Here is a 26959-nt window from a genome sequence, read left to right as displayed (position 1 = left end):
CAACGAACAAAAACAGGGGTACGCAGACCATGATCCATTCGCTCAACAAGAGCCTTCGAGTGCTGTCCACCAGCGCCGCACTCGGGCTGCTTCTGTCGGCGGCACCGCAGGCCTTTGCCGCGACGCCGGCCGATACGCTCGTCGAAGGCTTTGCGATCGACGACATCATCACGATCGACCCGGGCGAAGCGTTCGAGTTGTCGACTGCCGAGATCACCGCCAATTGCTACAGCAAGCTCGTCATGCTGGACCCGGCCGATACATCCAAGGTGATAGGCGACCTGGCCGACAGCTGGACGACCTCCGGCGACGGCCTCACCTACACGTTCAAGCTAAAATCCGGCCTGAAATTCGCGTCCGGCAACCCGATCACTGCCGCCGATGTTGCCTATTCCTTCGAGCGCGCGGTCAAGCTCGACAAGTCGCCAGCCTTCCTGCTCACGCAGTTCGGCCTGACGGGCGACAATGTCACAGAAAAGGCGAAGGCCACCGACGATACGACCTTCGTATTCACGGTGGACAAGCCCTATGCCCCGAGCTTTGTGCTGAACGTGCTGACCGCCACGGTCGCTTCCGTCGTCGACAAGAAGGTCGTGACGGAACATGCCAAGAAGGTAACGCCGAATGCCGACTACAAATACGACACGGATTTCGGCAATGAATGGATGAAGACCGGCTATGCCGGCTCCGGTCCTTACAAGACGATGGCCTGGCGCGCAAACGAAGCCGTCATCATGGAGGCCAACCCCAACTACTACGGCGAAAAGCCGAAGCTGAAGCGGGTTATCTACCGTCACATGAAGGAAAGCTCGGGCCAGCGTCTGGCGCTTGAAAACGGCGATATCGACGTTGCCCGCAACCTGGAGCCGGGCGATCTCGATGCGGTTCAGAAGAAGAACGGCATCCGGCTCACGTCGGCACCCAAGGGCACCGTCTATTACTTCAGCCTCAACCAGAAGAACAAGAACCTCGCCAAGCCGGAAGTGGTTGAAGCCTTCAAGTATCTTGTCGACTACGAGGCGATCGGCGCGACGCTGATCAAGGGCATCGGCGAGGTCCACCAGACGTTCCTTCCCAAGGGCCAGCTCGGCGCGCTCAACGAAAATCCCTACAAGCTGGACGTGGCCAAGGCCAAGGAGTTGCTGGCAAAGGCAGGCTTCAAGGACGGCTTCACAGTGAGCATGGATGTGCGCAATACGCAGCCGGTGACCGGCATTGCCGAAAGCGTGCAGCAGACGCTGGCGCAAGCCGGCATCAAGCTCGAGATCATCCCTGGCGATGGTAAGCAGACGCTGACCAAGTTCCGTGCCCGCACGCATGACATCTATATCGGCCAGTGGGGCTCGGATTATTTCGATCCCAACTCGAACGCCGAGACCTTCACGATCAACCCCGACAATTCGGACGGGGGCAAGACCAAGACGCTTGCTTGGCGCAATGCCTGGGAGGTTCCGAAGGAACTCTCGGACGCCGCCAAGGGTGCGTTGCTCGAAAAGGATGCCGGCAAGCGCGCCGCCATCTACGAAGACCTGCAGCGGAAGGTGCTGGCGCAGAGCCCGTTCGTCCTCATCTTCCAGCAGACGGAAGTGGCCGGTTATTCGCCCAAGCTCAAGAACTTCAAGCTTGGCCCGAGCTTCGATACGAACTTCGTCTATACGGTGTCGAAGGAATAGCCTGAAAGGCCGCTTCCTTGACCTTGATCGATACGACAGCAGCGACACGGCGCAGACGGCGCCGTGCATCGTCTTCCACAATGGCAGTGCTGCGGTTCATCGTGACCGCGGCCACCACATTCCTCGGCCTGCTTGCCGTCACCTTCTTTATCGGCCGCGTCGTGCCGATCGATCCGGCGCTCGCTATCGTGGGCGATCGGGCGCCGGCGCATGTCGTCGAGAGGGTGCGCGAAGAGCTGGGCCTCAACCTGCCGCTCTACCAGCAGTTCTGGATCTATCTCAAGCAGGCCGTGACGGGTGATTTCGGTACCTCCGTGCTGACGACCAATCCTGTGATGGCCGATATTGCCCGGGTGTTCCCGGCGACGATCGAGCTTGCCACGATTGGCACGCTCATCGGAGCGCTCATCGGCGTGCCGCTCGGGGTTCTGGCGGCGGTCAAGCGGGGCAGCATCGCCGACCAGATCGTTCGCGTGATCGGCCTGATCGGTTATTCCGTGCCGATCTTCTGGCTGGGCCTTCTGTCGCTGGTGCTCTTTTATGCGCGCCTCAACTGGGTTGCCTATCCGGGCCGCATCGACATCGTCTACGAATACACGTTCACGCCGATTACCGGCTTTTATCTTCTGGACGCCATCTGGCAGGGCCAGTGGGACGTGGCCTGGGACCTGTTCCGCCACATCATCCTGCCGGGATCGCTGCTCGGCTATTTCTCGCTCGCCTATATCAGCCGCATGACCCGTTCCTTCATGCTGAATGAACTGGCGCAGGAATATGTGGTAGCCGGGCGGGCCAAAGGGCTGTCGGAGACGCGGATCATCTGGTTCCACGCATTGCGCAATGCCGCAGTGCCGCTGGTGACGGTCATCGCGCTGTCCTATGCGGGTCTGCTCGAGGGTTCGGTGCTGACGGAAACCATCTTCTCCTGGCCCGGGCTCGGCCTCTATATCACCAATTCGCTGCAGAACGCCGATATGAATGCCGTGCTCGGCGGAACGATCGCCATCGGCGTCGTTTTCGTCAGCATCAATCTCTTCTCCGATCTTCTGTATCGGACGCTTGATCCCAGGACACGAAACCGATGAGCCGGCCCTCAATTGCCCTGGACGAGACCCCAAAGCCCTATAGCCGCGAATGGCTGCTGTCCGACCGGCCCGCCTCGCGCCGCCAGGCCCAACTTGGTCGCGCCTATGTGATCTGGCGCCGGTTTGCCGAAAACCGGCTTGCCCTCCTGGGCCTCGCCATCATCGTGCTGCTGCTTCTGGTAGCTGCGTTCGCCGACGTTCTGGCGCCGCATAACCCGGTGCAGGGCGACCTGCGCAATTCCCGCCTCCTGCCGCTCGGCTCGCCGGGCTACCTGCTCGGCACCGACGACCAGGGCCGCGATATCCTCTCGCGGCTGCTCTACGGTTCGCGGCTGACGCTGCTGGTGGTGGTGCTGGTGGCGATCATCGCCGCACCGATCGGACTGATCGTCGGCACGGTCTCCGGTTATGCCGGCGGCTGGGTCGATGCGGTGCTGATGCGGATCACCGACATTTTCCTCGCCTTCCCGAAACTCGTGCTGGCGCTGGCGCTGGTCGCGGCCCTCGGTCCCGGCATCGAGAACGCGATCCTCGCCATCGCCGTCACCTCCTGGCCGCCCTATGCCCGTATCGCGAGGGCCGAGACGATGACCTTCCGCAATTCGGAATTCATTTCGGCGGTGAAGCTGATGGGCGCTTCGCCGTTCCGCATCGTGCTGCGCCACGTCATGCCGCTCTGCCTCTCGTCGCTGATCGTGCGCGTCACGCTCGACATGGCAGGCATCATCCTCACCGCGGCCGGCCTCGGCTTCCTCGGGCTCGGCGCCCAGCCGCCGCTTCCCGAATGGGGCGCGATGATCGCCTCGGGCCGCCGCTTCATCCTCGATCAATGGTGGGTCGCCGCCATGCCGGGTTTTGCGATCCTGATCGTCAGCCTCGGCTTCAACCTGCTCGGCGACGGCCTGCGCGATGCGCTCGATCCGAAGGAGGCAGGCCAATGACGGTGCCGGTCAAGCCGCTTCTGACGGTGGAGGATCTGCGCGTCACCTTCCCGACCCGCACCGGCGACGTGCAGGCGGTGCGCGGCGTGTCCTTCGCGCTCGGCCGCGAACGGCTCGGCATCGTCGGCGAATCCGGCTCCGGCAAGTCGCAGACCGGGCGCGCGATCATGGGCCTGACCCCCGGCCACGCCAAGATCAGCGCACGGAAGCTGGCTTTCGGCGACCGGGATCTGCTCACCATGCCGGCCCGCGAGCGGCGCGACCTGCGCGGCAAGAAGGTTGCGATGATCCTGCAGGACCCGAAATATTCGCTGAACCCGGTGATGACGATCGGCCGGCAGATCGTCGAGACGCTGAAGACCCACGAGAAGATTTCGACCTCGGCGGCCAAGGCGCGGGCGCTCGCGATGCTGGAGGCGGTGCAGATCAACGATCCGGAACGGGTCTTTTCGCTCTATCCGCACGAGGTTTCCGGGGGCATGGGGCAGCGGGCGATGATTGCCATGATGCTGATCTGCGGCCCGGAACTGCTGATCGCCGACGAGCCGACATCGGCGCTCGACGTCACTGTGCAGCTCGAAGTGCTGGATATCCTCGACAAGCTTGTGGCCGACCGAGGCATGGGCCTGATCTTCATCTCCCACGATCTCAGGCTCGTCTCTTCCTTCTGCGACCGCGTCATCGTCATGTATGCGGGCCGGATCGTCGAGGAACTGCCGGCTGCCAATCTCGCCGATGCGCAGCATCCCTATACGCGCGGGCTCTTGAACTGCCTGCCGACCATTGGTTCCGACCGGCATCCGCTGCCCGTGCTCGACCGCAAGCCGGAGTGGGCGTTATGACATCGGCTCTCTCCATCCGCGATATGGTTGTCACATACGACGAGTTTGCAGCACTCGATCATGTGAATTTCGATATCGGCACGGGCGAATCCTTCGGCATCGTCGGCGAATCCGGCTCCGGCAAATCGACGCTTTTGCGCGCCGTCTCGGGCCTTGCCTCCTTCGACCAGGGCACGCTCAGCGTCAACGGTCGCCCCTATTCCGGCCGCAAGCGCGACAAGGAGTTCTACCGCACCGTCCAGATGGTGTTCCAGGACCCCTATGGCTCGCTGCATCCGCGCCAGACGGTCGATCGCTTGCTGCTGGAACCGCTCGTCATCCACGGTTTCACCGATATCGAGACGCGCATCAACCGGGCGCTCGACGAGGTGGGTCTCGGGTCGGGCTTCCGCTTCCGTTATTCGCACCAGCTTTCGGGCGGCCAGCGGCAGCGTATCGCGATTGCCCGGGCGCTGATCCTGGAGCCGAAGATCCTGCTGCTCGACGAGCCGACCTCGGCGCTGGATGCCTCGATCCAGGCTGAAATCCTCAATCTGCTCGAACAGGCGCGCCGCGACCGCAACCTCACGTTCGTGATGGTCAGCCACGATCTCGGCGTCATCAGCCATATGTGCGAGCGGCTGGCCGTGATGAAAAACGGCAAGGTGGTCGAGACGGTGCCGCGGAAAGCGCTGGAAAACCGCGAGTTTTCCGCCGATTATACCCGCCAGCTGCTCGTCGCCAGCGAGGGTTTTCGCCGCGGCTGACGAGCGTCTCGATTTTATCTATGTCGCTATCCCGAACCGGTCTCCGCTTTCGGGCGACATGTTTCAGCCGGCAGGATCGCATGCAGCTTCGGGCGCTTATGTATTTCGACGAACTGGTCCGCACCAATTCGATGCGGGCGGCGGCCGAGAATCTCAACGTTGCTGCCACCGCCGTCTCGCGCCAGATCGAGAACCTCGAACACTATTTCGGCACGCCGCTCGTCGAGCGCAGCAATCGCGGCATCAAGCTGACTGCCGCTGGTGAACTGCTGGCGGCGCGGGCAGGGCGGACGCTGCGCGAACTCGAACATGTCCACCAGCTGATCGACGACCTGCAGGGCCTGCAGCGCGGCAAGGTGGTGATCTATGCCAACGGCGCGACGGTCGCCAACCTGATCGCCCCGGTGCTTGCGGAATTCAGCCTGCGCTACCCGAAGCTGCGGTTCGAGGTGGCGATCACCAGCGCGCGCGAGGCGGTGGAGGCGCTCGCCGGCGCCGAGGCCGATCTGGTCGTGACGCTGTTTGCACCAAAGATTTCCGGGGTGAAGGTGCGGCTGCGTTCCGAGATCACCTATGACGTCATCATGGCCGCCGACCATCCGTCCGCCGGTGCCAGGGAACTGACACTGCGCGATCTCGTCCGTATGCCGCTCGCTCTTCCCGACAAGAATTTCGGCGCGCGACAGGCCTTCGAGGAACTGTTCGCCAAGGACGGGCTGGAGCTCGATCCGGTTTTCGTCACCGGTTCCCTGGAAATGCTGAAGGAACTGGTGTTGCGCCGTGCGGCGGTTACGCTGCTGCCAGCGCTCGCGGTGCAGCGGGAAATCGATGCCGGCCAGCTTGCGGCGGTGCCGATCGCCGCCGGCAAGGCGGTGCGCACGCCGATCGATCTCTGCGTCGCGCCGGACCGCCAGCTGTCGTTCGCGGCGGGCAAGCTCGTCGATTTCATCGAGCGCTTCATGCGCGGCGCCGATGCGCGCAAATCGGCGCCTAAAAGGGCAAGTGCCTAATTACGTTCCGTGTAGCGTTTTCGGCTACACAGGGAACACAAAATTCTGCATTGTGTGTGCACCTGCGAAATGACACACTTTTGGCAATCGACGATCCCGCAGGTGCCGATCAGGCGGGTCTCGTTCCAAAAAGGGGATGACGGATGGGCAGGATGACGCTTTTGGGCTCTGCGACCATATTGAAGAGTGCAGCTTTTGGCCTTGCGATCAGCGCGGGCCTGCTTTTAGGGCAAACCGGCGCGGAGGCGGCGGCGAAGACCGCGATCACAGTCGGCATGGCAATCGAGCCGGCCGGGCTCGATCCGACGGTCGCAGCACCCGTCGCGATCGGCCAGGTGACTTGGCAGAACATCTTTGAAGGCCTGACGACCATCGACAAGGACGGCAAGATCAAGCCGCAGCTTGCCGAAAGCTGGCAGATCTCGCCGGATGGCCTGACCTACACGTTCAAGCTCCGCCAGGGCGTCAAGTTCCACAACGGCGTCGCCTTCGACAGCGCGGTTGCCAAATTCTCGATCGACCGCGCCCGCGGCGCGGACTCGGTCAATCCCCAGAAGCGCTATTTCGCCTCGATCGACACGGTCGAGACGCCGGATGCGGCGACGCTCGTTCTGAAACTCAAGCAGCCGGCCGGCAGCCTGCTTTACTGGCTCGGCTGGCCATCCTCGACCATCGTCGAACCGAAATCGGCCGCCGACAACAAGACGACGCCGATCGGCACCGGCCCATTCAAGTTCGTCAGCTGGTCGAAGGGCTCCAAGGTCGATCTCGCCAGGAACACCGACTACTGGAACAAGGCCGTCTCCCTGAAGCTCGATACCGCAGCCTTCCGTTTCATCAGCGATCCGCAGGCCCAGGCCGCGGCGCTGAAGGCCGGGGACGTCGATGCCTTCCCGGAATTCGGGGCGCCCGAACTGATCAAGTCCTTCGAGGGCGACAAGCGGCTGACGACGGTCATTGGCAATACCGAGCTCAAGGTCGTCGCCGGCATGAACAACACCCGCAAGCCGTTCAGCGACAAAAAGGTGCGCCAGGCGCTGATGATGGCCGTCGACCGCGCCACCGTCGTCGAAGGCGCCTGGTCCGGTTTCGGCACGCCGATCGGCAGCCACTACACGCCGAACGACCGCGGCTACAAGGACCTGACCGGCGTGTATCCCTATGATACCGCCAAGGCGAAGGCGCTGCTTGCCGAGGCCGGCTTCCCGAACGGCTTCACCTTCACCATCAAGGCGCCGCAGATGGCCTATGCGCAGCGCACCTCGCAGGTGCTGCAGGCGATGTTTGCGGAAATCGGCGTGACGATGAACATCGAGACCACGGAATTCCCGGCGAAATGGGTGGCCGACGTGTTGAAGGCTGCCGATTACGACATGACCATCGTCGCCCATGCGGAGCCGATGGACATCGACATCTATTCCCGCGATCCCTACTACTTCAACTACAAAAACCCGGCCTTCAACGACGTGCTGAAAAAGGTCGAGATGACCTCCGATGCCGCCGGACAGGAAAAGCTCTACGGCGAGGCTCAGACCATCCTCGCCAACGACGTGCCGGCGCTCTTCCTGTTCGTCATGCCGAAGCTCGGTGTGTGGGACGGCAAGGTGAAGGGCCTGTGGGAAAACGAACCGATCCCTTCGAACGTCCTGACGGATGTTCATTGGGTAGAGTGAAGCAGGCTTATGAGCTGGAATAGAGTGGTAACCGCGAGCTCCCTCTTCTCCCCAGCGGGGAGAAGGTGGCCCGAAGGGTCGGATGAGGGGGGCGCAGCCAACACTTCGCCTTCCACTTTAGTTGCTGCAATCGATTTTAGTTGCTGCAATCGATCCGCTGGATCGATTGGCCCGGCTCCGCCGGCCCCCTCATCGCCTCGCGTCCGCTCGGCACTTCTCCCCGTGGGGAGAAGAGGGAGGTGATGAACCGATGATCTCCATCCTCATCCGCCGAACCTTGAGCCTTGCCGTGACGCTGCTCGTCGTCTCGTTGCTGATCTTCACCGTCATGGACCTGCTGCCCGGCGATCCGGCGGCGATCATGCTCGGCACCTCGGCGAGTCCGGAAACGCTCGCGGCGCTGCAGAAACAATTGGGTCTCGACCAGCCGCTCCCCGTGCGTTATCTCGCCTGGCTCGCGGGGGTCTTCCGGGGCGATCTGGGGCAGTCCTATACCTATGGTGTGCCGGTTGCCGGGCTGATCGGCGAACGGCTTGCGGTTACCCTGCCGCTGGCGCTGATCGCCATCGTGCTCTCGGTGGCGATCGCCATTCCGCTCGGCGTTCAGGCGGCGCGCAGGCACAACGGTGCCTTCGATTTCGTCGCCGGATTGTTCTCCTATATCAGCATCGCGGTGCCGGCCTTCTGGGTGGGGCTGCTGCTGATCATCCTGTTCTCCACCATGCTCGGCTGGATGCCGGCGGGCGGGTTTCCCGGCTGGGACGCAGGGTTTCTTGCCGGCCTCAAGGCGCTCCTCCTGCCGGCCGTGGCGCTCGCCCTGCCGCAGGCCGGCGTGCTGACGCGCGTGGCGCGGGCCGCGGTTCTGGAGGTGATGAACGAGGATTTCGTGCGCACCGCCCGCGCCAAGGGCCTGAGCGAGGGTATTGCCATCTGGCGGCACGCCGTCCCGAACGCGCTGGTGCCGGTGTTCACAATGCTCGGCCTGCAATTCACCTTCCTGATCGCCGGCGCGGTGCTGGTCGAGAACGTCTTCAACCTGCCGGGCCTCGGGCGGCTGGCCTATCAGGCGCTCTCCCAGCGCGACATCATCGTCATGCAGGATGTCGTGCTGTTCTTCTCGGCCCTGGTGATCCTGATGAATTTCCTGGTCGATCTCGCCTACCTGGTCGTCGACCCGCGCCTCAGGGCCGGTGCGCAATGAAGAAACTGCTTCGCCGCCCTGTCTTCCTCATCGGGCTCGTCATCACGCTGGCGCTGTTTGCCGTGGCGCTGCTGTCGCTTGTCTGGACGCCGTTCCCGCCGACCAAGATGAACATCGTCCACAAGCTCAAGGCACCACTCGATTTCGGCCTCCTCGGCACCGACCAGTTCGGCCGCGACGTAGCCTCGATGCTGATGGTCGGAGCCTGGAATTCGCTGTCGACCTCCATCCTTGCCGTACTTCTCGGCGCAAGCGTCGGCACGGCCATCGGCGTCGTCGTCGCGATGCGGCGGGGCTGGCTGGAACTCGTCGTCATGCGTGGCTGCGACATCGTCTTCGCGGTTCCGCCAATTCTCTCGGCGATGATGCTCGGCGCCTTCATCGGATCGGGCCGCTTCACGGCGATCATCGCCATCGGCGTGTTCATGGTGCCGGTCTTTGCGCGGCTCGCGCTTGGCGCTGCCCTGCAGATCTGGACGCGGGACTATGTTACCGCCGCCGTCAGCATGGGCCGCCCGAAGGCCAAAATCACGCTCGTGCACGTGCTGCCGAACATCTCCAACCAGATCATCGTGCAGGTGACGATCCAGCTCGGCCTTGCGATCCTGACGGAAGCCGGCCTCTCCTTCCTCGGTCTCGGCATGCCGCCGCCGACGCCCACCTGGGGGCGGATGCTGGCCGACGCGCAGACTTTCCTCGGCCAGGCGCCGTGGCTGGCGCTGATGCCGGGGCTTGCCATCGCGCTCGCCGTGCTCGGCCTCAACATGCTCGGCGACGGCCTGCGCGACCTTCTCGATCCCCGCGACAATTCCTGATTTCGAAAAACGAAGATATTGCGATGAATGACCTCTTGAAACTGACGATACGCGAACTGCTCGACCTTTATTCGGCCAAAAAACTCTCGCCCTCGGAATACTGGTTGGCGGTCGAGGATCGTGTCGCCGCCTTCGAGCCGCATGTGCAGGCGCTCTACCTCTACGATCCGGACAGCGCGAGGGCGCAGGCCGCAGCCTCCACCCAACGGTGGGCGAAAGGGGCGACGCTTGGGCCGCTGGACGGCATCCCGGTGACGCTGAAGGAACTGATCGCCACCAAGGGCCAGCCGGTGCCGCTCGGGACCGCTGCGGTCGAACTGGTGCCGGCCACGGAAGACGCGCCCATCGCCGCTCGCGTGAGAGAGGATGGCGCGGTAATCTTCGCCAAGACCACCTGCCCGGACTACGGCATGCTGTCCTCCGGCCTCTCGAGCTTCCATCACCTCAGCCGCAACCCTTGGGACCTCACCCAGAACCCCGGCGGATCGAGCGCCGGCGCGTCGGCCGCCGGTGCCGCCGGTTTCGGCCCTCTGCATATCGGCACGGATATCGGCGGCTCGGTGCGCCTGCCGGCCGGCTGGACAGGGCTGTTCGGCTTCAAGCCGAGCCAGGGCCGTATTCCGGTCGATCCCTATTATGTCGGCCGTTGCGCGGGACCGATGACCCGCACTGTCGAAGATGCCGCCTTTTCCATGGCGACGCTGTCGCGTCCCGACTGGCGCGACGGCACCTCGCTGCCGCCCAACGATTTCGACTGGCTGGATTTCGACGTCGACGTCAAGGGTTTGAAGATCGGCCTGATGCTCGACGCCGGCATCGGCCTTGCCGTCGAGGACGAGGTTCTCGATGCGGTCATGGCCGCCGCCAAACGCTTCGAGGAGGCGGGGGCGATCGTCATTCCGGTCGAACCGGTCATGAACCGCATCATGCTCGACGGGCTCGACAGTTTCTGGCGCTCGCGGTTCTGGGGCGATATCGAGAAAATGCCGGAGGAGCGCCGGGCGCTGATCCTCCCCTATATCTACCAGTGGGCGGAGGGCGGCACTTACATTTCCGGCGTCGAGGCGGTGCGCGGCTTCAACCAGACGATCGAGATGCGCAAGGCCTGCGGAAAGCTGTTCACGACCGTCGATGCAGTGATTTCGCCGACCAATCCGATTGTTTCCTATCCGGCGGAATGGGCCTCGCCGACCAACGATCCGGCTTTGCCCTTCGAACATATCGGTTTCACCGTACCGTGGAACATGTCGGAACAACCGGCCTCGTCGATCAATTGCGGCTTTTCGAAAACCGGCATGCCGATCGGCCTGCAGATCGTCGGCCCGCGCTACGACGACCTGCTCGTGCTGAAACTCTCCAGGGCCTTCGAACAATGGACCGGGGGCGTTTCCGCCTGGCCCGAGCCGCCGGCCCCTTAAGTTTTCCAAACCTTCCGGGCGATTTCCGCTTTGGTGCAACCGCGCCGGGGAACAATCGCGCCTTTGCAGCGTTCAACGGCGGCGACAAGAACCGTGAAGTGAGTGGCGTGCGCCGCTCGCTTGGGGGGACCGATCCCGTTCCACGTTTCCGACGCCGTTTGATTCTGCGCAAAGCCTTCCGCGGCGCGCATCCTCTAAGGTCCGCAAAACAGGAGATCCGATATGCCCGCAGCCAACCCCACGACCGACTTCGCCCGCAACGGCACCGGCCAGAATTCGTCAGCCAGCAAGGATGTCGAAGCCCAGATTCAGCAGCTCCGCGACGATATCGCAGCGCTTACCCGCAGCGTTGCCGCGGTCGGCACCGAGAAGGCCAGCGAATACAAGGGCAAGGCTCGTCGCGTCGCTGGCGACGCCGCCGATGCCTCGATGCACATGGTGGAAGCTGCGCGCGATCAGGCACTGTCGATGGAAAGGGACCTGGAGCGTCAGATCCGCTCCAACCCTATCCAGGCCGTCGCCATCGCCGCCGGCGTCGGTTTCCTGTTCGCGCTGCTGACGCGCCGCTGATGATGGCAGGACTTGGTCCCCTGTTGGCTTCGCTCGCCGCGATGGATGTCGCGGCGTTCACGCGCAGGCTCAAAAGAAACGCGGCCCTCTACGCGCTGGTGATGCTTTTCCTGCTGACCGCCTACGGGCTGCTGGTGGCGGCGCTCGCCGTCTATCTCGCCGGCATATGGGGGGCGTCGATGGCGTTGCTGGCAGTCGCCGGCGGCGCGCTTTTGCTGGCGCTCGCCGTCTATCTGTGGGCCGTGATCGCCAACGGTGCCGAACAGCGCCGCAAACGGGAAGCGGCAGCCTCCAACAGTTCCAAGGCGCTGATGATGACGGCGGCTCTGACGGCATTGCCGTTGCTCGTCAAATCCCGCCCTCTTCTGCTCGTCGCGGCGGTCGCCGGTCTCGGCTTCCTCGCCACCAAAACCATGGGCGCTTCGAGCCGCCAAGATTCCGAGTCGGCTGAGTAGCGGATTTTCGGCCGCGCGACCTGTCCCCGACCTATCAATGGCCGCCTGCCTCGCGCGGGCGGCCGTATTCCGCGTTGTGCTGGGCCCGCTCTCGATGAAAGGGGGGCTTTGTGGGCAATGGCAGGCGGTTTGCGACCGCCCTGTGTCTTTTGTAAATGACCGGGCGTTCTTTCGGTGGTCTAGCCGAATTTCGTTGTCGAATCTCGGGCGGACTTAATTGTTGCGAATCCTCGTTGTCGATCGGGAGTTCCTAGTGGCCATGGAAGTGGAAACCGTTCTCACCGAGGTGCTTGCCTGCGAGGTTAAGGTCGCGACGCCGCGCACTTATGCAACGGATCTGGAGCAAGGCCTGTTCGACGTCGTCGTGATAGATTTTGCCCTGATCCGTGGGGAGAGCGAGGATGCCGCGCTTCGGTTGAGAGCCTGCGGGGCCGGACTGGTTTTCACCACGCTCAGCGTCGAGGATATGGATGGCCTGAAGGGCTGGGAAGGAATAACCGTCGTCGCAAAACCGTTCGACGACCACCACCTCATCGACGCCGTCAAAAACGCCGCCCGGATGTGAGCGGCGTCTTCGCAAGTCTGGAAGATTAGCTGCCGAAGGCGCGGGAGGTGATCGCCGCGTCGCCTGCGTCCGGGCCGTAATCACCCTCGCCGGAGACGCCCAGCAGCTCCTGGAGGCGGGTGCGGGCGCGGCTGACGCGGCTCTTGATCGTGCCGACGGCGCAGCCGCAGATCGCAGCCGCTTCCTCATAGGCAAAACCGGCAGCGCCCACGAGGATGATCGCTTCGCGCTGATCGTCGGGCAGCTTGTCGAGAGCCTTGCGGAAATCCTGAAGGTCAAGCCGGCCGTACTGTTCCGGATGGACCGAAAACCGCTCGCTGAACAGGCCATCGCTATCCTGCACCTCGCGTCCGCGCTTTCGCATCTGGCTGTAGAATTCGTTGCGCAGGATGGTGAACAGCCAAGCCCGCATGTTGGTGCCGGCGGTGAAGCTGGTCTGGTTCGCCCAGGCCTTCATGATCGTATCCTGCACGAGGTCGTCCGCCTTGTCGTGCCGGCCGGTCAGGGATACAGCGAAAGCGCGCAGATTGGGCAGCGACGCGAGGAGGTCGCGTTTGAAGCCGCGATCGTCGATCTCGTCTTCCTTACTCATTTTGCGTTCACCGGCTTAGCGTTCTTCTCTGCCTGTTCCAGGCGTTCGAGAAGATCGAGGAAACGATCCGGAATACCTTCTTCCTGTACTGCGTCGTAGAAGTCCCGTAACTTGCGGGATATGGATGCATTCGGCGGCACCGCTCCGGGTCGGACTTCATGGGGCTGGATTGCTGTCATCTCTTCTTTTTTTCTATTGTCGTCGTCACTCATCACGCGGGCAGCCTGTTGCGATATCGTCGGGCAGAAGAATTCCTGGCGGCAAAAAAAGTTCCACTCTTGCGGAACTTTTTTTCCAGGCCCACGTTCATAACAGGTCAATTGCCCACTGGGCACCGAGGGAGATTTTGTATGTCACTCACCACACGCGTTGCGTCTCACCTTCCATATCTGCGTCGGTATGCTCGCGCCGTCACCGGATCACAGACCTCGGGAGACGCCTATGTTGCCGCGGTCCTGGAAGCGTTGATCGCAGACGTTTCGATATTCCCCGAAACGTCCAAGGACCGTGTCTCGCTCTATAAACTCTTTGTTACAATTTTTGGTTCCACGAACATTGAGATTCGCCCCATCGAATCGCCGTTCGCCTGGGAGCAACGCGCGGCAGCCAATCTCTCGATGCTTCCCTCTCAGTCGCGGCATGCCTTTCTGCTGGTCTCGGTCGAAGGCTTCAGCATCGAGGAAGCCGCCGAAGTCCTGGAAGTCAGCACTGCCGAGGTGAACCGCCTGCTCGAAGACGCGACCCGCGAAATCTCGCGGCAGGTGGCAACCGACATCATGATCATCGAGGACGAGCCGCTGATCGCGCTCGACATCGAGCAGATGGTGCAGGATCTCGGCCACCGCGTCACGGGCATCGCCCGTACCCACAAGGAAGCGGTATCGCTGTTCCAGTCCTCGCACCCGAAAATGGTGCTGGCCGACATCCAGCTTGCCGACGGCAGCTCCGGGATCGACGCGGTCAACGAAATCCTGAAGTCTTCGAGCGTGCCGGTGATCTTCATCACCGCCTTTCCGGAACGGCTTCTGACCGGCGAACGCCCGGAACCGGCCTTCCTGGTCACCAAGCCGTTCAATCCGGACATGGTGAAGGCCTTGATCAGCCAGGCGCTGTTCTTCAACGAAGCCGTCAGGGCCGCCGCTTGATCCCATCGGCGGCAGTCGGGCCGGCAGGCCGGAACAATATACAACAGGTGGGCGTTCTGGCGCATCCGAAGAGGAAAACCCATGTTGTATTATGCTCTTGTCTGCCTGCTCGTGGCGATCGTCACCGGTGCGCTCGGCTTCAGCGGCATTGCGGGAACGGCAACGGGTCTCGCCCAGCTCCTGTTTTTCCTCTTTCTCGCACTGCTGCTGATATCGCTGGTCGTCGGGTTGTTCCGGCGCGTTTGACGTCCTATAAAAGGCGGATAATCATGCTCATAAATGCGGGTATCCATGCGTTCGGCAGGCGCCCAGTTTTCCCAGCTAGCCCGCGGACGGAGTGAGGAATTTGGTGCATCCCCTGACATGGCAGCAGGCTGGTCAGAGTGATGACAAGTTACGTGAATTTTTCATGCCGGCACTGGTGGATCTCGGCGCCAGCATCATGATCCAGGACGCCGGCCGGAATTACCTCTTCGTCACGCATCTTCCGGAGGTCTGGGCTGTCGAGCATGTCAGGACACCCACAGATGTCAGCCTGTTCGGCGAGGAGGTCGGGGCAAAGCTCGCGACCCTCAAGGACGGCATGACGGAAGCCGGGCGCAAGGGCCATATCGAGATTACCATAGGCACCGAGCAGATCTACGAGTTCCGGGTCCAGACGGTGGAATTCTCCAATGGCGGCCTGCATTTCGTCACCACGATCATCGACCGCTCCGAGGAGCGTCACCGCGAGCGGCTGTTGCGCGCGCTGCTGAGGGAAGTCAGCCACCGTTCCAAGAACCTGCTCGCCATCATCCAGAGCATCGCGTTGCAGACGGCCCGTTATTCGGGTTCGCTGGAGCTGTTTCTGCACAAGTTCCGGGGGCGGCTCTATTCCCTTTCGCAGAGCCAGGACCTGATCACCGATTCCAGCTGGCGCGGCGCCTATTTCTTCGAACTGGTGCAGCAGCAGACGGAAAAATACCTGCCCGAGAACAAGCATCTGGTGCGCGTCCACGGGGACAACATCCTTCTGACGCCGAACGCTTCGCTGCATATCGGACTGGCGCTGCATGAGCTGATCGTCAACGCGGTCAGCCACGGCTCGCTTTTGCGCAGCGGCAGGGTGATCAACGTCACCTGCACCCGCATGCATCTCAACGGCCATGACTCGCTCGAAATGATCTGGGACGAGGTGCTGGACGCCAGCCGGAGTCCCGAAGATAGCGAGGACTCGCTGAAAGCGCATTTCGGCAGCACCGTGCTGGAACGTGTCGTTCCGGCCTCCGTCAACGGCAAGGCGCAATACGTCATCTCCAACGACCGCATCAGCTACCGGCTGGTATTCCCGCTGGAGAGTGGCGGGGACTGAAAGAGAGTCGGTAGTGATTGGTCGTTAGTGAGTAGTTTTCGAGGTCAGCCATGACGTCTCGTGAACACTTGCGAAGAGCGCAATCGAACGTAGCGACACTGCCCACAAAGCTGAGCTGGCCCGGTTCCGTTTGACGGAGCCGAGCCAGTTCGTCTCTTCGAGGGGGATTGAAGAGTATGTCCGAAGGCTTTGTAGGGCGGGGGACGGGGGGGTGCCTTCGAACACTCATATAACGAGCGCCCTGGAAATAGGTTCCGGCGGTTCGAAACTTTTTTTAAAAGTTTTTTAGGGGCTGTTTTGGGCTGGGGCCGAATGAAAAATGGCGGCTTTGCAGCCGCCATTCGGATCGAGCCGGTGTCGCAAGATCAGTGCTTGAGCGCCCTCGGGTCGAGCGCGTCGCGGATAGCGTCTCCCATGTAGTTGACGCTGAGCACAGTGGCGGAGATTGCCAGTCCCGGCCATAAAACGCGCGAAGGCGTGAGTTGCAGGAAGTTGGCCCCGTCGAACAACAGCCGCCCCCAGGTCGGGAAATCCGAGGGAAAGCCGAGGCCGAGGAAGCTCAGCGCCGATTCGGTGATGATCGCCGAGGCGATGCCCAAGGTCGCGGAAACCATGATCGAACTCAGCACGTTCGGCAGGATGTGCTTGAGGATGATGCGATATTCCCGCATGCCGCTCGATTTCGCCGCCAGGATGAATTCCTGACTTTTGACGGCCAGCACGTCGCCGCGCACGATGCGGGCGGTGTGCATCCAGCTGGTGATCCCGATCACGAAGACGATCAGGATGAAGATGCCGGTTTCGGGCCCGAATGCAGCCCGCAGGGTATCGCGGAACAGCATCAGGATGACGAGCAGCAGCGGCAGCAGCGGCAAGGCCAGGAACAGGTCGGTGATGCGCATCAGCGGCCCGTCGAGCCTGCGGATATAGCCGGAAACCACTCCGACCAGCGTCCCGAGGAAAAGCGCCAGCAGCATGGCCGTGATGCCGACCGCAAGCGAGATGCGGCCGCCGGCGAGCACCTGGGCAAGCATGTCCTTGCCCAGGTTGTCAGTACCGAACGGATGAGCCAGTGACGGCCATTGGTTCTTGTCGCGGATGTTGATGGCGTTCGGGGCCACGCGGTGGATATACGGGCCGACGAAGACCGCCAGGACTATGAAGGTAAAGACGATAAGCCCGACGACGCCGCCTCTATGGGCACGGAACTGGCGCCAGATGTCTGCGAGGGCCGATCGGGTGGGAGTTGCCGCCTTGGCGGGCGGCGCGGTTGCGATGGTCGCATCAGTCATAACGGATCCTCGGGTCAAGAATGCCGTAAAGCACATCGGCGATAAGGTTGAAGAGCACGATCAGCACCGCGAAGATGAAGGTCAGGGTCTGGACGAGCGGGATATCGGCCCCCTGGACGGCGATGATCAGAAGTTGGCCAAGGCCATTCACGCGAAAGATCTGCTCGGTGATGATGGCGCCCGAAAAGATCGTCGGCACGCCGAGCGCGATCACGGTGACGACCGGGATCAGGCTGTTGCGCAAGACGTGGATGAGCAGGACCGACCTTTCCTTGACGCCCTTGGCTCGCGCTGTGCGCACGTAGTCCTGGTGCAGGTTGTCGAGCATCGAGGCCCGCACGAAGCGGGTGATCTGCGACGCGTTGAAGAGCGACAGCACCGCCACCGGCAAGGCCATCTGCTTGATCTGCTGGACGAAGCTCGAGAAGTCGGTGACGACAAGGTTGGTGTCATAGACCGACGGGAACCATTGCAGGTAGGAGGAGAAGATCACCACCAGCAGCACGCCGGTGAAGAAGGTCGGTACCGAATAACCGACCATCGACACGAACGTGCCGATCTGGTCGAAGATCGAGTACTGCTTGTAGGCGGAGATGACGCCGATCGGAACGGCGATCAGCACTCCGAACACATAAGCGAGACCGACGACCCACAGCGTCTGGGGCAGGCGCTGGACAATCAGGTCGACCACCGGGCTTCTGGTCGCCCAGGAAAGCACCCGCATGCGGTTCCCGTCGCCGAACTGCCAACCGGTCATGCGTTCGATGATGTTGAGCGGTTCGTTGATGAAGAATTGCTGCAGCCAATAGAGGTAGCGGAAGAAGAATGGCTGATCGAGGCCGAGCGATGCACGGATCTGTTCGCGGACCTCCGGCGGGATCGTCAACGGCAGGTCGCCGGTGGGATCGTTGGGTGCAAGATCAAGCAACGCGAAAATGACGAAGCTGATAATCAGCAGCGTCGGGATTGCGAAGAGCAATCGCCGCAAAGTGTATGTGAACATGCATAAGTCTCCAGACTAGCACGGAGAAGAAAATGCGGGCGCCGGGCCTGCCCCAGGGGCAGGCCCGGCGATCGGCATTACTTCGCGCGCGACCAGTCGGCGACGTTCCACAGTTCGCTATCCCACGCATTCATCTTCACGCCGGTGAGCTTGAGAGAATGCGAGGAGACGCTGCCGCGGTGGACGAGCGGGATATGCGCGCCTTCTTCGGTCAGCATGTCGTTGAGCTGCTTGGCAAGCGTGGCGCGCTTGTCGAGCTCGGCGGTCTTCGAAAGCTCGCCGAGCAGCTTGTCATAGGCCGGGTTGCAGTAACGCGGAATGTTCTGGCCCTGCCAGCCGTTCGCCGGGCTAGGCACCTTGTCGCACAGCCATTCTGCGAGATACTTTTCCGGGTCGGTGCCGTCGAAGTTGTTGGTGTACATTTCGACGTCGGCATAGAACTTCTGGAAGGTGTCGGGGCTTGCCGGATCGCCGCCGAAGAAGACCGAGGCGCTGGCATTGCGCAATTCGGCACCAACGCCGATCTGTGACCACATGTCCTTCACCAGTTCCTGGGTCGCCTGGCGAACCGAGTTGGTGGAGGTCGCGTAGAGGTAGGAGAGCTTCACGCCGTTCTTGGCGCGGATGCCATCCGGACCCTTCTTCCAGCCGGCATCGTCAAGCAGCTTGTTGGCTGCCACGAGATCCTGCTTCAGGCACCAGCTGTCGTTCTTGGTGGAAGCGACTGCTGCCGGTGCGGGCACGATGTTGCAGGTCGCCTTGCCGGCTGCGCCGTAACCGGCCTCGACGATGATGTCGCGGTCGATGGCGAGCGAAAGCGCGCGGCGGACTGCCGGGTCGGAGAGCGACGGATGCGGGCCAGCGTCCTTGGTGGAGCGCTTTGCGCCAAGCGAGGGATCGGCGTTGTAGTGGTTGAGGTTGATACGTTCGACCTGCGTGCCGAAGGACGTCACCAACTTGCCCTTGCCGGCGGCAACCATCTTGGCGAGGATTTCCGGCTCTACCTGCATGTTCCAGGCATAGTCGTATTCGCCGGTTTCGAGAACGGCGCGCGCGGCCGACGCAGCATCACCGCCACCCTTGAGGGTGACCGACGCGAAGGCCGGCTTTGCCGCATCGCGGTAGTTCGTGTTGGCGGTCAGCGTGATGACGTCGTTCGGCTTGAATTCCTTGACGACGAAAGGACCAGTGCCGATCGGGCCGAAATTGGCCGAGGTGCAGCCCGGAGCCTTGGCGCCGACGCAGTTTTCGAACTGCTTCTTCTGGATAACCGGCGACTGCGCGCCGACGAAGGCGCTGTAGGGATAAGGCTTCGGTTCGGTGAAGGTGATCTTGACCGTCTGCGGATCGGGAGCCTCGACGCTCTTGACGCCCTCGTACTGGGCGGCCTGGGCGCAACCGCCGTCCGGCGCGATGCAGTATTTCCAGGTGAAAATGACGTCGTCAGCCGTAAAAGGCGTGCCGTCCGACCATTTGACGCCCGGCTTGATCTTCCAGGTCATGCTCATCAGGTCCTTGGCGACGCCGCCGTTCTCGACGGTCGGAATCTCGGTGACCAGCGTCGGCACGAGCCCGCCCTTTTCGTCGTAGCGTGCGAGCGGTTCGATCACCATCGAGGACGCGTAGACTTCCTTGGTGCCGCCGGAGAGGTAGGGGTTCATCGTTGAAACGGCCTGCCAGAACAGGATCTTCAGATCCCCGTCGGTGCCGGGGGCCGCGTAGGCGGCCGAGCCTGCGAAGGCCAGGGCGGCTACGGTGCCGGCCAGAAGAAGTTTGAGGTTTTTCATGCTGCTATTCCCCTTATCGTTCTCTTATGAGTTGTGGTTGGGCATGCCGGTCAAGCCGGCTTTTTATGCCTCGGGACTGCGAAGTCGCCTTCCTCAACTTATTGACTTCGCAGCGTATTTCTTGTCCGTTCCTCCTCCGAAACTACTTCAAGAACAAGTTTCATCCTGCCGCTTTTGGCGAGCATGATCAAATTTTGAGCCATCTAAGCATAGGCCTATTTTCCGTTCAAGCCGGAAAATTGAAGCTTGCAAAATCGTGTCTTCGCGTCGCAATATCCGCTCCGACCAGAGTGGGAAACAGCAAGAAAACAATGAGGTCTGCGTAATGCCAGTCATCAATCGCGTCGCGGAAATGCAGGATCAGGTCGCCGAATGGCGGCGCCATCTTCACGAGAATCCGGAGCTGCTCTACGACGTTCACGAGACCTCGAAATTCGTCGCCGAAAAGCTGAAGGCTTTCGGCTGCGACGTCGTCGAGACCGGCATCGGCCGCACCGGCGTCGTCGGCATCATCAAGGGCAGCCAGGGCGATGGGCCGGTGATCGGTTTCCGCGCCGACATGGACGCGCTGCCGATCCTCGAAACCTCCGGCAAGCCCTGGGCTTCCAAGACGCCCGGCAAGGCGCATTCCTGCGGCCATGACGGCCACACCGCCATGCTGCTCGGCGCGGCTCAATACCTTGCCGAGACCCGCAATTTCAAAGGCTCGGTCGCGGTGATCTTCCAGCCGGCGGAAGAGGGCGGCGCGGGCGCGCTGGCGATGATCAACGACGGCATGATGGAGAAGTTCGGCATCAAGGAAGTCTACGGCATGCATAACGAGCCGCGCCTTCCGGTCGGCAGTTTCGCCACCCGCAAGGGCGGCATCATGGCGGCGGCCGACACGTTCGAGATCACCGTCCACGGCCGCGGCAGCCATGCCGCACAGCCGCACAATTCGATCGACCCGATCCTGATTTCCTCGCATATCGTGCTGGCGCTGCAGTCGCTCGTCTCGCGCGAGACCGACCCCCTGAAGTCGCTCGTCGTCACCGTCGCCTCGATCCACGGCGGCGAGGCGAGCAATGTCATCCCCGCCTATGTCAAGATGGCCGGGACGGTGCGAACGCTGCTGCCGGAGACCCGCGATTTTGCCGAGAAACGCCTGAGCGAAGTGGCGCAATCGACCGCGATCGCCCATGGCGCGACGGCCGATATCATGTATCGCCGCGGTTATCCCGTCACCTTCAACCACGATAACGAGACGGATTTCGCCGTCGAGGTCGCGGCCAAGGTTGCTGGTCCCAAGGCGGTTCAGACGGGCATGGCGCCGCATATGGGCGCCGAAGATTTCTCGTACATGCTGGAGAAGCGCCCCGGCGCCTTCATCTTTATCGGCAATGGCGATACCGCCAGCCTCCACAACGCTGCCTACGATTTCAACGACGAGGCAATTCCCTTTGGCGTCAGCTACTGGGTCACGCTCGCCGAAACCGCGCTCGCCGCCTGATCCGAAGGAGATTTCCATGCTGCTTTCCGGCACTTCCATGGAACAGGGCGGCGGTTCGGTGACCCCCGTCCTGTCGGTCCGCAATCTTTCCACCTCGTTCCGGGTGAACGACGAATGGCGCACCGTGGTGCGCAACATCTCGTTCGACGTGGCACCGCGCGAGACGGTGGCGATCGTCGGCGAATCGGGCTCGGGCAAGAGCGTCACCTCGCTGTCGATCATGCGGCTGCTGCCGAAGAATTCGAGCAGGATCGAAGGCCAGGTCTTCCTCAACGGCCGCGAATTGCTGTCGCTGCAGGAAGAGCAGATGCGCCGGGTGCGCGGCAAAGACATCTCGATGATCTTCCAGGAGCCGATGACCTCGCTCAACCCGATCTTCCCGATCGGCAAGCAGATCGCCGAGGCGCTGACGGTCCATACCGACATCAGCAATGCCGATGCGAAGAAGGAAGTCATCCGCCTGCTCGAAAAGGTGCGTATCCCCAACGCCTCGTCGCGCTTCGACGAATATCCGCACCAGTTTTCCGGCGGCATGCGCCAGCGCGTGATGATCGCCATGGCGCTCGCCGCCCGCCCGAAGCTGCTGATCGCCGACGAGCCGACCACCGCGCTCGACGTCACCATCCAGGGCCAGATCCTCGACCTCATCAAGGTGCTGCAGGAAGAGGAGGGCATGTCGGTCCTCTTCATCACCCATGACATGGGCGTGGTGGCCGAAGTCGCCGACCGCACCATCGTCATGTATCGCGGCGATGCGGTGGAGACGGGCGAGACCGGCGACATCTTCCACCGCGGCCAGCATCCCTATACCCGCGCACTTCTGTCCGCCGTGCCGCGTCTCGGCTCGATGGGCGAGCGCAAGCTGCCGTTGCGTTTCCCGATCGTCGATATCAAGACCGGCGAACAGATGCTGCTTGCCGACGTCACCGACACGGTCGGCAAGGGCAAGACGCCGATCCTGGACGTCAAGGACCTGACCACCCGGTTCGACATCCATTCCGGCCTGTTCGGCCGCAAGTCCGGCGCGGTCCATGCGGTCGAAAAGGTCTCCTTCGATCTGTTCCCGGGCGAGACGCTGTCGCTCGTCGGCGAATCAGGCTGCGGCAAGTCGACCACCGGCCGCTCCGTCACCCGCCTGATCACGCCGACCAGCGGCGAGGTCACCCTCGACGGCTATGAGGTCATGAAGCTCGATCAACCGACGCTGCGCCAGATGCGCCGGTCGATCCAGATGGTCTTCCAGGATCCGTTCGCCTCGCTGAACCCGCGCATGAGCGTCGGTTCGGCGGTCATGGAGCCCTATATCGAGCACGGCCTCGGGACCAAACAGCAGGCCCGCGACAAGGCGGCGAGCCTGATGGAGAAGGTCGGCCTTTCTGCCGACATGATGAAGCGCTTCCCGCACGAGTTTTCCGGCGGCCAGCGCCAGCGCGTAGCGATCGCCCGCGCCCTGATGCTCGACCCGAAGATCATCGTCGCCGACGAAGCGGTCTCGGCGCTCGACGTGTCGATCAAGGCGCAGGTCTGCAACCTGCTCCTCGACCTGCAGCAGAGCCTGAACCTCGCCTTCCTGTTCATCAGCCACGACATGGCGGTGGTCGAACGGGTCAGCCACCGGGTGGCGGTCATGTATCTCGGCGAGATCGTCGAGATCGGCCCTCGTGCGGCAGTGTTCGAGAACCCGCAGCATCCTTATACGCGGAAGCTGATGTCCGCCGTGCCGATTCCGGATCCGTCCCGCCGGCGGATCAAGCGCAACATGTCGACCGACGAAATCAAGAGCCCGATCCGCCCGGTCAACTACGTGCCGCCAAAGCGGGAATACCGCGAAGTGAGTGCGGGGCATGTGGTGCAGGTGGCGTGAGGGTTTCCACGCCGTGATTGATCGCTGAATTTGCCGGTCGCCCGGATTTCTGGTATCTTTGTGGTGTCAGAAATCCGGACGGTTTGCCGTCTTGATATGAGGATATTTTCTCACATGAGCGACAAGGACACGATCCGGCAACGCACGCTTGAAGCGGCGCACCTCCAAATGATCGAGGGCAATCCCCTCGATGCGGAGCAGATCGCGATGTTCGAAATGTTCGACCGCGAGGGTTGGTCGCCGGAACGCCAGAGGGCTTATATTCTTGAGCGAGCCCGTGCCGCCGCTGCACAGCAAGCGGCTGAATGAGCGACGACCCTTATGTCTATCCAGGGACTGGTGTTCTCCGAAACAAGCTCGGCCTAACCGACGCTGACAAGCTCGACTATCACGAGCGCGAAATCGCGACCATGCGAGCCCGCGAAGGCATTCCACCAGGCGACTTCGATCTCAAGCACCTGAAGGCAATCCACCGCCATCTCTTCCAGGATATCTATGAATGGGCGGGACAGATCCGCACCGTCGAGATTTTCAAGGGCGAGAGCCAATTCCAGTTCCGGCAATATATCGAAACCGGCATGGCAGATGTTCACCGCCGCATCGTGAAGTCCGATTTTCTGCAAGAGCTGGAGCGATCGGTGTTCGCGGCGGAGGTAGCCCGGATCATCGGTGATGTGAACTATGTCCATCCTTTTCGCGAGGGGAACGGCCGCACCCAGCTGCAATATCTGAAACAGCTTTCGGAGCGGGCAGGCCATCCGCTCGACCTGACCAAGATCGATGCGGCCGGATGGCTGGAGGCGTCGAAAGAGGCTCATCGCGCCCGATACGATCTCATGGGGCAGGTGATAGACGATGCGCTACGCATGACGTGAGGGGGCGGCGGTCACAAGGGTCCTCTCGGGTTATATTATAAAGGTTGCGTTGCTCCGCCCCGTTCTTCCAACCGTTTGACAGACCATCCGAAACCATGGCAGCAACAGGTGGAGGAGAATTTCTGCCATGGCAAAACGGTCTGATACGCAAGGGCGGCTCGACGATGCGGCGCGGGCCGGCTGGCTCTACTACGTCGCGGGGCGAACCCAGGACGAGATCGCCGCGGCCATGAGCATTTCGCGGCAGTCGGCCCAGCGGCTGGTGTCGCTCGCGGTTGCCGAACGGCTGATCAAGGTGCGCCTCGACCATCCGATTGCAGCCTGCCTGGAACTCGCCGAGGCGTTGCGCAAGAAATATGACCTCAAGCATGTCGAAGTGGTGCCGAGCGATCCGGTGGGGGGCTCCAGCACCGTCGGGATCGCCGAAGCCGGCGCCGCCGAGATCGAACGCTGGCTGAAGCGCCCGGACCCGATCGTCATCGCGGTCGGCACGGGCCGGACGCTGAAGGCTGCCGTCGACCAGCTGCCGCCGATGGAGTGCCCGCAGCACCGTATCGTGTCCTTGACCGGCAATATCGGGCCGGACGGATCGGCCGCCTTCTACAACGTCATCTTCTCCATGGCGGACGCCATCAAGGCGCGGCATTTCCCGATGCCGCTGCCGGTTCTCTGTTCCTCCGCCGAGGAGCGCGTGACCCTGCACGACCAGGCGCTGGTGCGCTCGACGCTCGAACTCGGGGCGCAGGCGGACGTTACCTTCGTCGGCATCGGCGAGCTTGGGCCCGACGGGCCACTTTGCGTCGACGGCTTCCTCGGCAAGGAGGAAATGCAAAAGCTCGTCCGGGAAGGTGCATCCGGCGAGATCTGCGGCTGGGTCTATGACAATCAGGGCCGGCTTCTCGCCAATTCCATCAACGATCGCGTGGCCAGCGTGCCGATCCCCTCGCGGGAGACCTCCTCCGTCATCGGTCTGGCGCAGGGGCGCCGGAAGTTCCAGGCGATTTCCGCTGCGCTCAAGGGCAATATCATCAACGGCGTGATCACCGACGAGGCGACTGCGGAGCAATTGCTCGGTCGTTGAGCAAAAATTACATGTAGCGAAATCAATCAGATAACCAATATCTGCTGCATTGCAGCGACGATTGGTGATTGACTTCCTTCGCCATTATGTGGGTAATTGCCCATGAGCAAAGCGAATGCTCGTTACTCATCTTCTGGGAGGAAGATATGACATTGAAGACGATTTTGCTGGGCGCCTGCTCGGCGCTGGCGCTTGCCGGCCTTTTCTCCACCGCGGCTTCGGCTGAAACCCTCACCATCGCGACTGTCAACAACGGCGACATGGTCCGCATGCAGGGCCTGACTTCCGAGTTCACCAAGGCGAACCCGGATATCCAGATCAACTGGGTCACGCTGGAAGAAAACGTGCTGCGCGAGCGTGTCACCACCGACATTGCCACCAAGGGCGGCCAGTACGACATCCTGACGATCGGCAATTACGAAGTTCCGATCTGGGCCAAGCAGGGCTGGCTCCTCGAGCTGAACAAGCTCGGCGACAAGTACGACACCAACGACATCCTGCCGGCGATCAAGGGCGGTCTGACGGTCAACGGCAAGCTCTATGCGGCGCCGTTCTACGGCGAGTCGGCGATGATCATGTATCGCAAGGACCTGTTCGAGAAGGCCGGCCTCAAGATGCCGGAAAACCCGACCTGGGAATTCATCGGCGATGCGGCTCGCAAGATCACCGACCGCAAGACCGACGTGAACGGCATCTGCCTGCGTGGCAAGGCCGGCTGGGGCGAGAACATGGCGTTCATCACGGCGCTCACCAACTCGTTTGGCGGCCGCTGGTTCGACGAAAAGTGGACGCCGCAGTTCGACCAGCCGGAATGGAAGGCAGCGCTGCAGTTCTACGTGGACCTGATGAAGGATGCCGGCCCGTCCGGCGCATCCTCGAACGGCTTCAACGAAAACCTGACGCTGTTCCAGCAGGGCAAATGCGGCATGTGGATGGACGCCACCGTGGCCGCCTCCTTCGTTTCCAACCCGAAGGATTCCAAGGTTGCCGACAAGGTAGGCTACGCGCTCTTCCCGGTGAAGGGCGAGATGAAGAACCATGGCAACTGGCTGTGGTCGTGGAACCTCGCGGTTCCGAACTCTTCGAAGAAGGCTGACTCGGCGCAGAAGTTCATCTCCTGGGCAACCAGCAAGGAATATACCCAGCTCGTCGCCGCCAAGGAAGGTTGGGCCAACGTTCCTCCGGGCACCCGCACCTCGCTCTACAACAACGCGGACTATCAGAAGGCCGCCGCCTTCGCAGCCCCGACCCTTGCTGCGATGGGTGCTGCCGATATCACCAAGCCGACCGTCAAGCCGGTGCCCTATACCGGTGGCCAGTTCGTGGCGATCCCTGAATTCCAGGCGATCGGCACGAATGTCGGCCAGTTGTTCTCGGCAGTCGTCGCCGGCCAGTCCACGGTCGCCGATGCGCTTGCCCAGGCCCAGACGGCTACGACGCGCGAAATGAAGCGCGCCGGTTATCCGAAGTAAGCTCCAGAGCCACG

27 protein-coding genes are annotated in these 26959 nt (G+C 62.2%); 22 read left to right on the top strand and 5 right to left on the bottom strand.

The annotated features are described in order from the left end of the window. Window positions 1-29: 29 nt before the first annotated feature. The 13 genes from ACSQ3G_RS15320 to ACSQ3G_RS15260 all read left to right on the top strand — a co-directional run bounded on the left by ACSQ3G_RS15320 (window position 30) and on the right by ACSQ3G_RS15260 (window position 12994). The gene (locus ACSQ3G_RS15320; RefSeq protein ID WP_105439570.1) at window positions 30-1673 is read left to right on the top strand and encodes an ABC transporter substrate-binding protein; all 1644 of its coding nucleotides are present in this window, start codon (window positions 30-32) and stop codon (window positions 1671-1673) included. A gap of 80 nt (window positions 1674-1753) precedes the next feature. Then, entirely contained in the window at window positions 1754-2758 is a 1005-nt protein-coding gene (locus ACSQ3G_RS15315; protein ID WP_408962438.1) for an ABC transporter permease, read from the top strand. Next, entirely contained in the window at window positions 2755-3699 is a 945-nt protein-coding gene (locus ACSQ3G_RS15310; RefSeq protein ID WP_436110630.1) for an ABC transporter permease, read from the top strand. The genes ACSQ3G_RS15315 and ACSQ3G_RS15310 overlap by 4 nt, the downstream gene beginning before the upstream one ends. Further along, window positions 3696-4541: an ABC transporter ATP-binding protein gene (locus ACSQ3G_RS15305; RefSeq protein ID WP_046634447.1), complete on the top strand. Its 846-nt coding sequence runs from the start codon at window positions 3696-3698 to the stop codon at window positions 4539-4541. The genes ACSQ3G_RS15310 and ACSQ3G_RS15305 overlap by 4 nt, the downstream gene beginning before the upstream one ends. Beyond that, the gene (locus tag ACSQ3G_RS15300) at window positions 4538-5287 is read left to right on the top strand and encodes an ABC transporter ATP-binding protein (RefSeq protein ID WP_038589931.1); all 750 of its coding nucleotides are present in this window, start codon (window positions 4538-4540) and stop codon (window positions 5285-5287) included. Before ACSQ3G_RS15305 ends, ACSQ3G_RS15300 begins: the two co-directional genes overlap by 4 nt. An 80-nt stretch (window positions 5288-5367) precedes the next feature. After that, entirely contained in the window at window positions 5368-6297 is a 930-nt protein-coding gene (locus ACSQ3G_RS15295) for a LysR family transcriptional regulator (RefSeq protein ID WP_436110629.1), read from the top strand. A gap of 143 nt (window positions 6298-6440) precedes the next feature. Beyond that, window positions 6441-7970, top strand: a complete 1530-nt coding sequence (locus ACSQ3G_RS15290; RefSeq protein WP_436110628.1) for an ABC transporter substrate-binding protein — start codon at window positions 6441-6443, stop codon at window positions 7968-7970. Window positions 7971-8220: 250 nt separating this feature from the next. Further along, window positions 8221-9171 carry an ABC transporter permease gene (locus ACSQ3G_RS15285; protein WP_436110627.1) on the top strand — a complete coding sequence of 317 codons (951 nt, stop codon included), beginning with the start codon at window positions 8221-8223 and terminating at the stop codon, window positions 9169-9171. Next, complete coding sequence (locus ACSQ3G_RS15280) at window positions 9168-9986, top strand: ABC transporter permease (RefSeq protein ID WP_436110626.1); 819 nt, start codon at window positions 9168-9170, stop codon at window positions 9984-9986. Before ACSQ3G_RS15285 ends, ACSQ3G_RS15280 begins: the two co-directional genes overlap by 4 nt. Window positions 9987-10009: 23 nt before the next feature. Next, window positions 10010-11404 (top strand): amidase, encoded by a 1395-nt coding sequence (locus ACSQ3G_RS15275; protein WP_436110625.1) that lies wholly within the window; start codon window positions 10010-10012, stop codon window positions 11402-11404. Between the two features lie 222 nt (window positions 11405-11626). Continuing rightward, entirely contained in the window at window positions 11627-11974 is a 348-nt protein-coding gene (locus ACSQ3G_RS15270) for an ElaB/YgaM/YqjD family protein (protein ID WP_105400059.1), read from the top strand. Continuing rightward, a complete protein-coding gene (locus tag ACSQ3G_RS15265; protein WP_436110624.1) occupies window positions 11974-12429 on the top strand; it encodes a hypothetical protein in 456 nt (151 codons plus the stop codon). The genes ACSQ3G_RS15270 and ACSQ3G_RS15265 overlap by 1 nt, the downstream gene beginning before the upstream one ends. 259 nt (window positions 12430-12688) lie before the next feature. Then, window positions 12689-12994 carry a hypothetical protein gene (locus ACSQ3G_RS15260; protein WP_436110623.1) on the top strand — a complete coding sequence of 102 codons (306 nt, stop codon included), beginning with the start codon at window positions 12689-12691 and terminating at the stop codon, window positions 12992-12994. 25 nt (window positions 12995-13019) lie between these two features. Here ACSQ3G_RS15260 and ACSQ3G_RS15255 read toward each other — a convergent pair whose 3' ends face one another. Together ACSQ3G_RS15255 and ACSQ3G_RS15250 are read right to left on the bottom strand one after the other, a co-directional pair. Beyond that, on the bottom strand, window positions 13020-13586 hold the full coding sequence (locus ACSQ3G_RS15255) for an RNA polymerase sigma factor (RefSeq protein WP_037077490.1): 567 nt from the start codon (window positions 13584-13586) through the stop codon (window positions 13020-13022). Continuing rightward, complete coding sequence (locus ACSQ3G_RS15250; protein ID WP_105400872.1) at window positions 13583-13765, bottom strand: NepR family anti-sigma factor; 183 nt, start codon at window positions 13763-13765, stop codon at window positions 13583-13585. Before ACSQ3G_RS15250 ends, ACSQ3G_RS15255 begins: the two co-directional genes overlap by 4 nt. A 171-nt stretch (window positions 13766-13936) precedes the next feature. Between ACSQ3G_RS15250 and ACSQ3G_RS15245 the strand changes: the two genes are divergently transcribed. The 3 genes from ACSQ3G_RS15245 to ACSQ3G_RS15235 all read left to right on the top strand — a co-directional run bounded on the left by ACSQ3G_RS15245 (window position 13937) and on the right by ACSQ3G_RS15235 (window position 16082). After that, complete coding sequence (locus ACSQ3G_RS15245) at window positions 13937-14731, top strand: response regulator (protein ID WP_105400062.1); 795 nt, start codon at window positions 13937-13939, stop codon at window positions 14729-14731. Between the two features lie 81 nt (window positions 14732-14812). Further along, entirely contained in the window at window positions 14813-14977 is a 165-nt protein-coding gene (locus ACSQ3G_RS15240) for a DUF1328 domain-containing protein (protein WP_105400063.1), read from the top strand. Window positions 14978-15140: 163 nt separating this feature from the next. After that, entirely contained in the window at window positions 15141-16082 is a 942-nt protein-coding gene (locus ACSQ3G_RS15235) for a sensor histidine kinase (RefSeq protein ID WP_436110622.1), read from the top strand. Window positions 16083-16447: 365 nt separating this feature from the next. Here ACSQ3G_RS15235 and ACSQ3G_RS15230 read toward each other — a convergent pair whose 3' ends face one another. The 3 genes from ACSQ3G_RS15230 to ACSQ3G_RS15220 form a co-directional block, all read right to left on the bottom strand. After that, window positions 16448-17374: an ABC transporter permease gene (locus ACSQ3G_RS15230; RefSeq protein ID WP_046668344.1), complete on the bottom strand. Its 927-nt coding sequence runs from the start codon at window positions 17372-17374 to the stop codon at window positions 16448-16450. Continuing rightward, the gene (locus ACSQ3G_RS15225; protein ID WP_436110621.1) at window positions 17367-18377 is read right to left on the bottom strand and encodes an ABC transporter permease; all 1011 of its coding nucleotides are present in this window, start codon (window positions 18375-18377) and stop codon (window positions 17367-17369) included. Before ACSQ3G_RS15225 ends, ACSQ3G_RS15230 begins: the two co-directional genes overlap by 8 nt. Before the next feature lie 77 nt (window positions 18378-18454). Next, window positions 18455-20164: a peptide ABC transporter substrate-binding protein gene (locus ACSQ3G_RS15220; RefSeq protein WP_436110620.1), complete on the bottom strand. Its 1710-nt coding sequence runs from the start codon at window positions 20162-20164 to the stop codon at window positions 18455-18457. A gap of 325 nt (window positions 20165-20489) precedes the next feature. On the opposite strand from ACSQ3G_RS15220, the gene ACSQ3G_RS15215 reads away from it, so the two are divergent. The 6 genes from ACSQ3G_RS15215 (at window position 20490) to ACSQ3G_RS15190 (ending at window position 26945) form a co-directional block, all read left to right on the top strand. Next, window positions 20490-21653 carry a M20 aminoacylase family protein gene (locus tag ACSQ3G_RS15215; RefSeq protein WP_436110619.1) on the top strand — a complete coding sequence of 388 codons (1164 nt, stop codon included), beginning with the start codon at window positions 20490-20492 and terminating at the stop codon, window positions 21651-21653. A gap of 16 nt (window positions 21654-21669) precedes the next feature. Continuing rightward, entirely contained in the window at window positions 21670-23517 is a 1848-nt protein-coding gene (locus tag ACSQ3G_RS15210) for an ABC transporter ATP-binding protein (protein ID WP_105400067.1), read from the top strand. A gap of 114 nt (window positions 23518-23631) precedes the next feature. After that, window positions 23632-23826 (top strand): hypothetical protein, encoded by a 195-nt coding sequence (locus ACSQ3G_RS15205; RefSeq protein ID WP_105400068.1) that lies wholly within the window; start codon window positions 23632-23634, stop codon window positions 23824-23826. Next, window positions 23823-24392 (top strand): Fic/DOC family protein, encoded by a 570-nt coding sequence (locus tag ACSQ3G_RS15200; protein WP_436110618.1) that lies wholly within the window; start codon window positions 23823-23825, stop codon window positions 24390-24392. The genes ACSQ3G_RS15205 and ACSQ3G_RS15200 overlap by 4 nt, the downstream gene beginning before the upstream one ends. 127 nt (window positions 24393-24519) lie before the next feature. Next, window positions 24520-25473: a sugar-binding transcriptional regulator gene (locus ACSQ3G_RS15195; RefSeq protein WP_436110617.1), complete on the top strand. Its 954-nt coding sequence runs from the start codon at window positions 24520-24522 to the stop codon at window positions 25471-25473. 146 nt (window positions 25474-25619) lie between these two features. Next, window positions 25620-26945: an ABC transporter substrate-binding protein gene (locus tag ACSQ3G_RS15190; protein WP_046634479.1), complete on the top strand. Its 1326-nt coding sequence runs from the start codon at window positions 25620-25622 to the stop codon at window positions 26943-26945. The last annotated feature ends 14 nt before the right edge of the window (window positions 26946-26959 follow it).

This window comes from Neorhizobium tomejilense, assembly GCF_964254135.1.
In the GTDB taxonomy this organism is placed as follows: domain Bacteria; phylum Pseudomonadota; class Alphaproteobacteria; order Rhizobiales; family Rhizobiaceae; genus Neorhizobium; species Neorhizobium tomejilense.
This window is presented reverse-complemented; position numbering and strand designations above follow the sequence as displayed.

Bases quoted from the DNA above. Each gene is read 5' to 3' on its own strand.
- ACSQ3G_RS15280 (WP_436110626.1), top strand. From the start codon at position 9,168: ATGAAGAAACTGCTTCGCCGCCCTGTCTTCCTCATCGGGCTCGTCATC.
- ACSQ3G_RS15285 (WP_436110627.1), top strand. From the start codon at position 8,221: ATGATCTCCATCCTCATCCGCCGAACCTTGAGCCTTGCCGTGACGCTG.
- ACSQ3G_RS15315 (WP_408962438.1), top strand. From the start codon at position 1,754: ATGGCAGTGCTGCGGTTCATCGTGACCGCGGCCACCACATTCCTCGGC.
- ACSQ3G_RS15190 (WP_046634479.1), top strand. From the start codon at position 25,620: ATGACATTGAAGACGATTTTGCTGGGCGCCTGCTCGGCGCTGGCGCTT.
- ACSQ3G_RS15215 (WP_436110619.1), top strand. From the start codon at position 20,490: ATGCCAGTCATCAATCGCGTCGCGGAAATGCAGGATCAGGTCGCCGAA.
- ACSQ3G_RS15275 (WP_436110625.1), top strand. From the start codon at position 10,010: ATGAATGACCTCTTGAAACTGACGATACGCGAACTGCTCGACCTTTAT.
- ACSQ3G_RS15295 (WP_436110629.1), top strand. From the start codon at position 5,368: ATGCAGCTTCGGGCGCTTATGTATTTCGACGAACTGGTCCGCACCAAT.
- ACSQ3G_RS15270 (WP_105400059.1), top strand. From the start codon at position 11,627: ATGCCCGCAGCCAACCCCACGACCGACTTCGCCCGCAACGGCACCGGC.
- ACSQ3G_RS15320 (WP_105439570.1), top strand. From the start codon at position 30: ATGATCCATTCGCTCAACAAGAGCCTTCGAGTGCTGTCCACCAGCGCC.
- ACSQ3G_RS15200 (WP_436110618.1), top strand. From the start codon at position 23,823: ATGAGCGACGACCCTTATGTCTATCCAGGGACTGGTGTTCTCCGAAAC.
- ACSQ3G_RS15260 (WP_436110623.1), top strand. From the start codon at position 12,689: ATGGAAGTGGAAACCGTTCTCACCGAGGTGCTTGCCTGCGAGGTTAAG.
- ACSQ3G_RS15230 (WP_046668344.1), bottom strand. From the start codon at position 17,374: ATGACTGATGCGACCATCGCAACCGCGCCGCCCGCCAAGGCGGCAACT.
- ACSQ3G_RS15195 (WP_436110617.1), top strand. From the start codon at position 24,520: ATGGCAAAACGGTCTGATACGCAAGGGCGGCTCGACGATGCGGCGCGG.
- ACSQ3G_RS15225 (WP_436110621.1), bottom strand. From the start codon at position 18,377: ATGTTCACATACACTTTGCGGCGATTGCTCTTCGCAATCCCGACGCTG.
- ACSQ3G_RS15250 (WP_105400872.1), bottom strand. From the start codon at position 13,765: ATGACAGCAATCCAGCCCCATGAAGTCCGACCCGGAGCGGTGCCGCCG.
- ACSQ3G_RS15235 (WP_436110622.1), top strand. From the start codon at position 15,141: ATGCCGGCACTGGTGGATCTCGGCGCCAGCATCATGATCCAGGACGCC.
- ACSQ3G_RS15245 (WP_105400062.1), top strand. From the start codon at position 13,937: ATGTCACTCACCACACGCGTTGCGTCTCACCTTCCATATCTGCGTCGG.
- ACSQ3G_RS15265 (WP_436110624.1), top strand. From the start codon at position 11,974: ATGATGGCAGGACTTGGTCCCCTGTTGGCTTCGCTCGCCGCGATGGAT.
- ACSQ3G_RS15255 (WP_037077490.1), bottom strand. From the start codon at position 13,586: ATGAGTAAGGAAGACGAGATCGACGATCGCGGCTTCAAACGCGACCTC.
- ACSQ3G_RS15240 (WP_105400063.1), top strand. From the start codon at position 14,813: ATGTTGTATTATGCTCTTGTCTGCCTGCTCGTGGCGATCGTCACCGGT.
- ACSQ3G_RS15305 (WP_046634447.1), top strand. From the start codon at position 3,696: ATGACGGTGCCGGTCAAGCCGCTTCTGACGGTGGAGGATCTGCGCGTC.
- ACSQ3G_RS15310 (WP_436110630.1), top strand. From the start codon at position 2,755: ATGAGCCGGCCCTCAATTGCCCTGGACGAGACCCCAAAGCCCTATAGC.
- ACSQ3G_RS15300 (WP_038589931.1), top strand. From the start codon at position 4,538: ATGACATCGGCTCTCTCCATCCGCGATATGGTTGTCACATACGACGAG.
- ACSQ3G_RS15210 (WP_105400067.1), top strand. From the start codon at position 21,670: ATGCTGCTTTCCGGCACTTCCATGGAACAGGGCGGCGGTTCGGTGACC.
- ACSQ3G_RS15220 (WP_436110620.1), bottom strand. From the start codon at position 20,164: ATGAAAAACCTCAAACTTCTTCTGGCCGGCACCGTAGCCGCCCTGGCC.
- ACSQ3G_RS15290 (WP_436110628.1), top strand. From the start codon at position 6,441: ATGGGCAGGATGACGCTTTTGGGCTCTGCGACCATATTGAAGAGTGCA.
- ACSQ3G_RS15205 (WP_105400068.1), top strand. From the start codon at position 23,632: ATGAGCGACAAGGACACGATCCGGCAACGCACGCTTGAAGCGGCGCAC.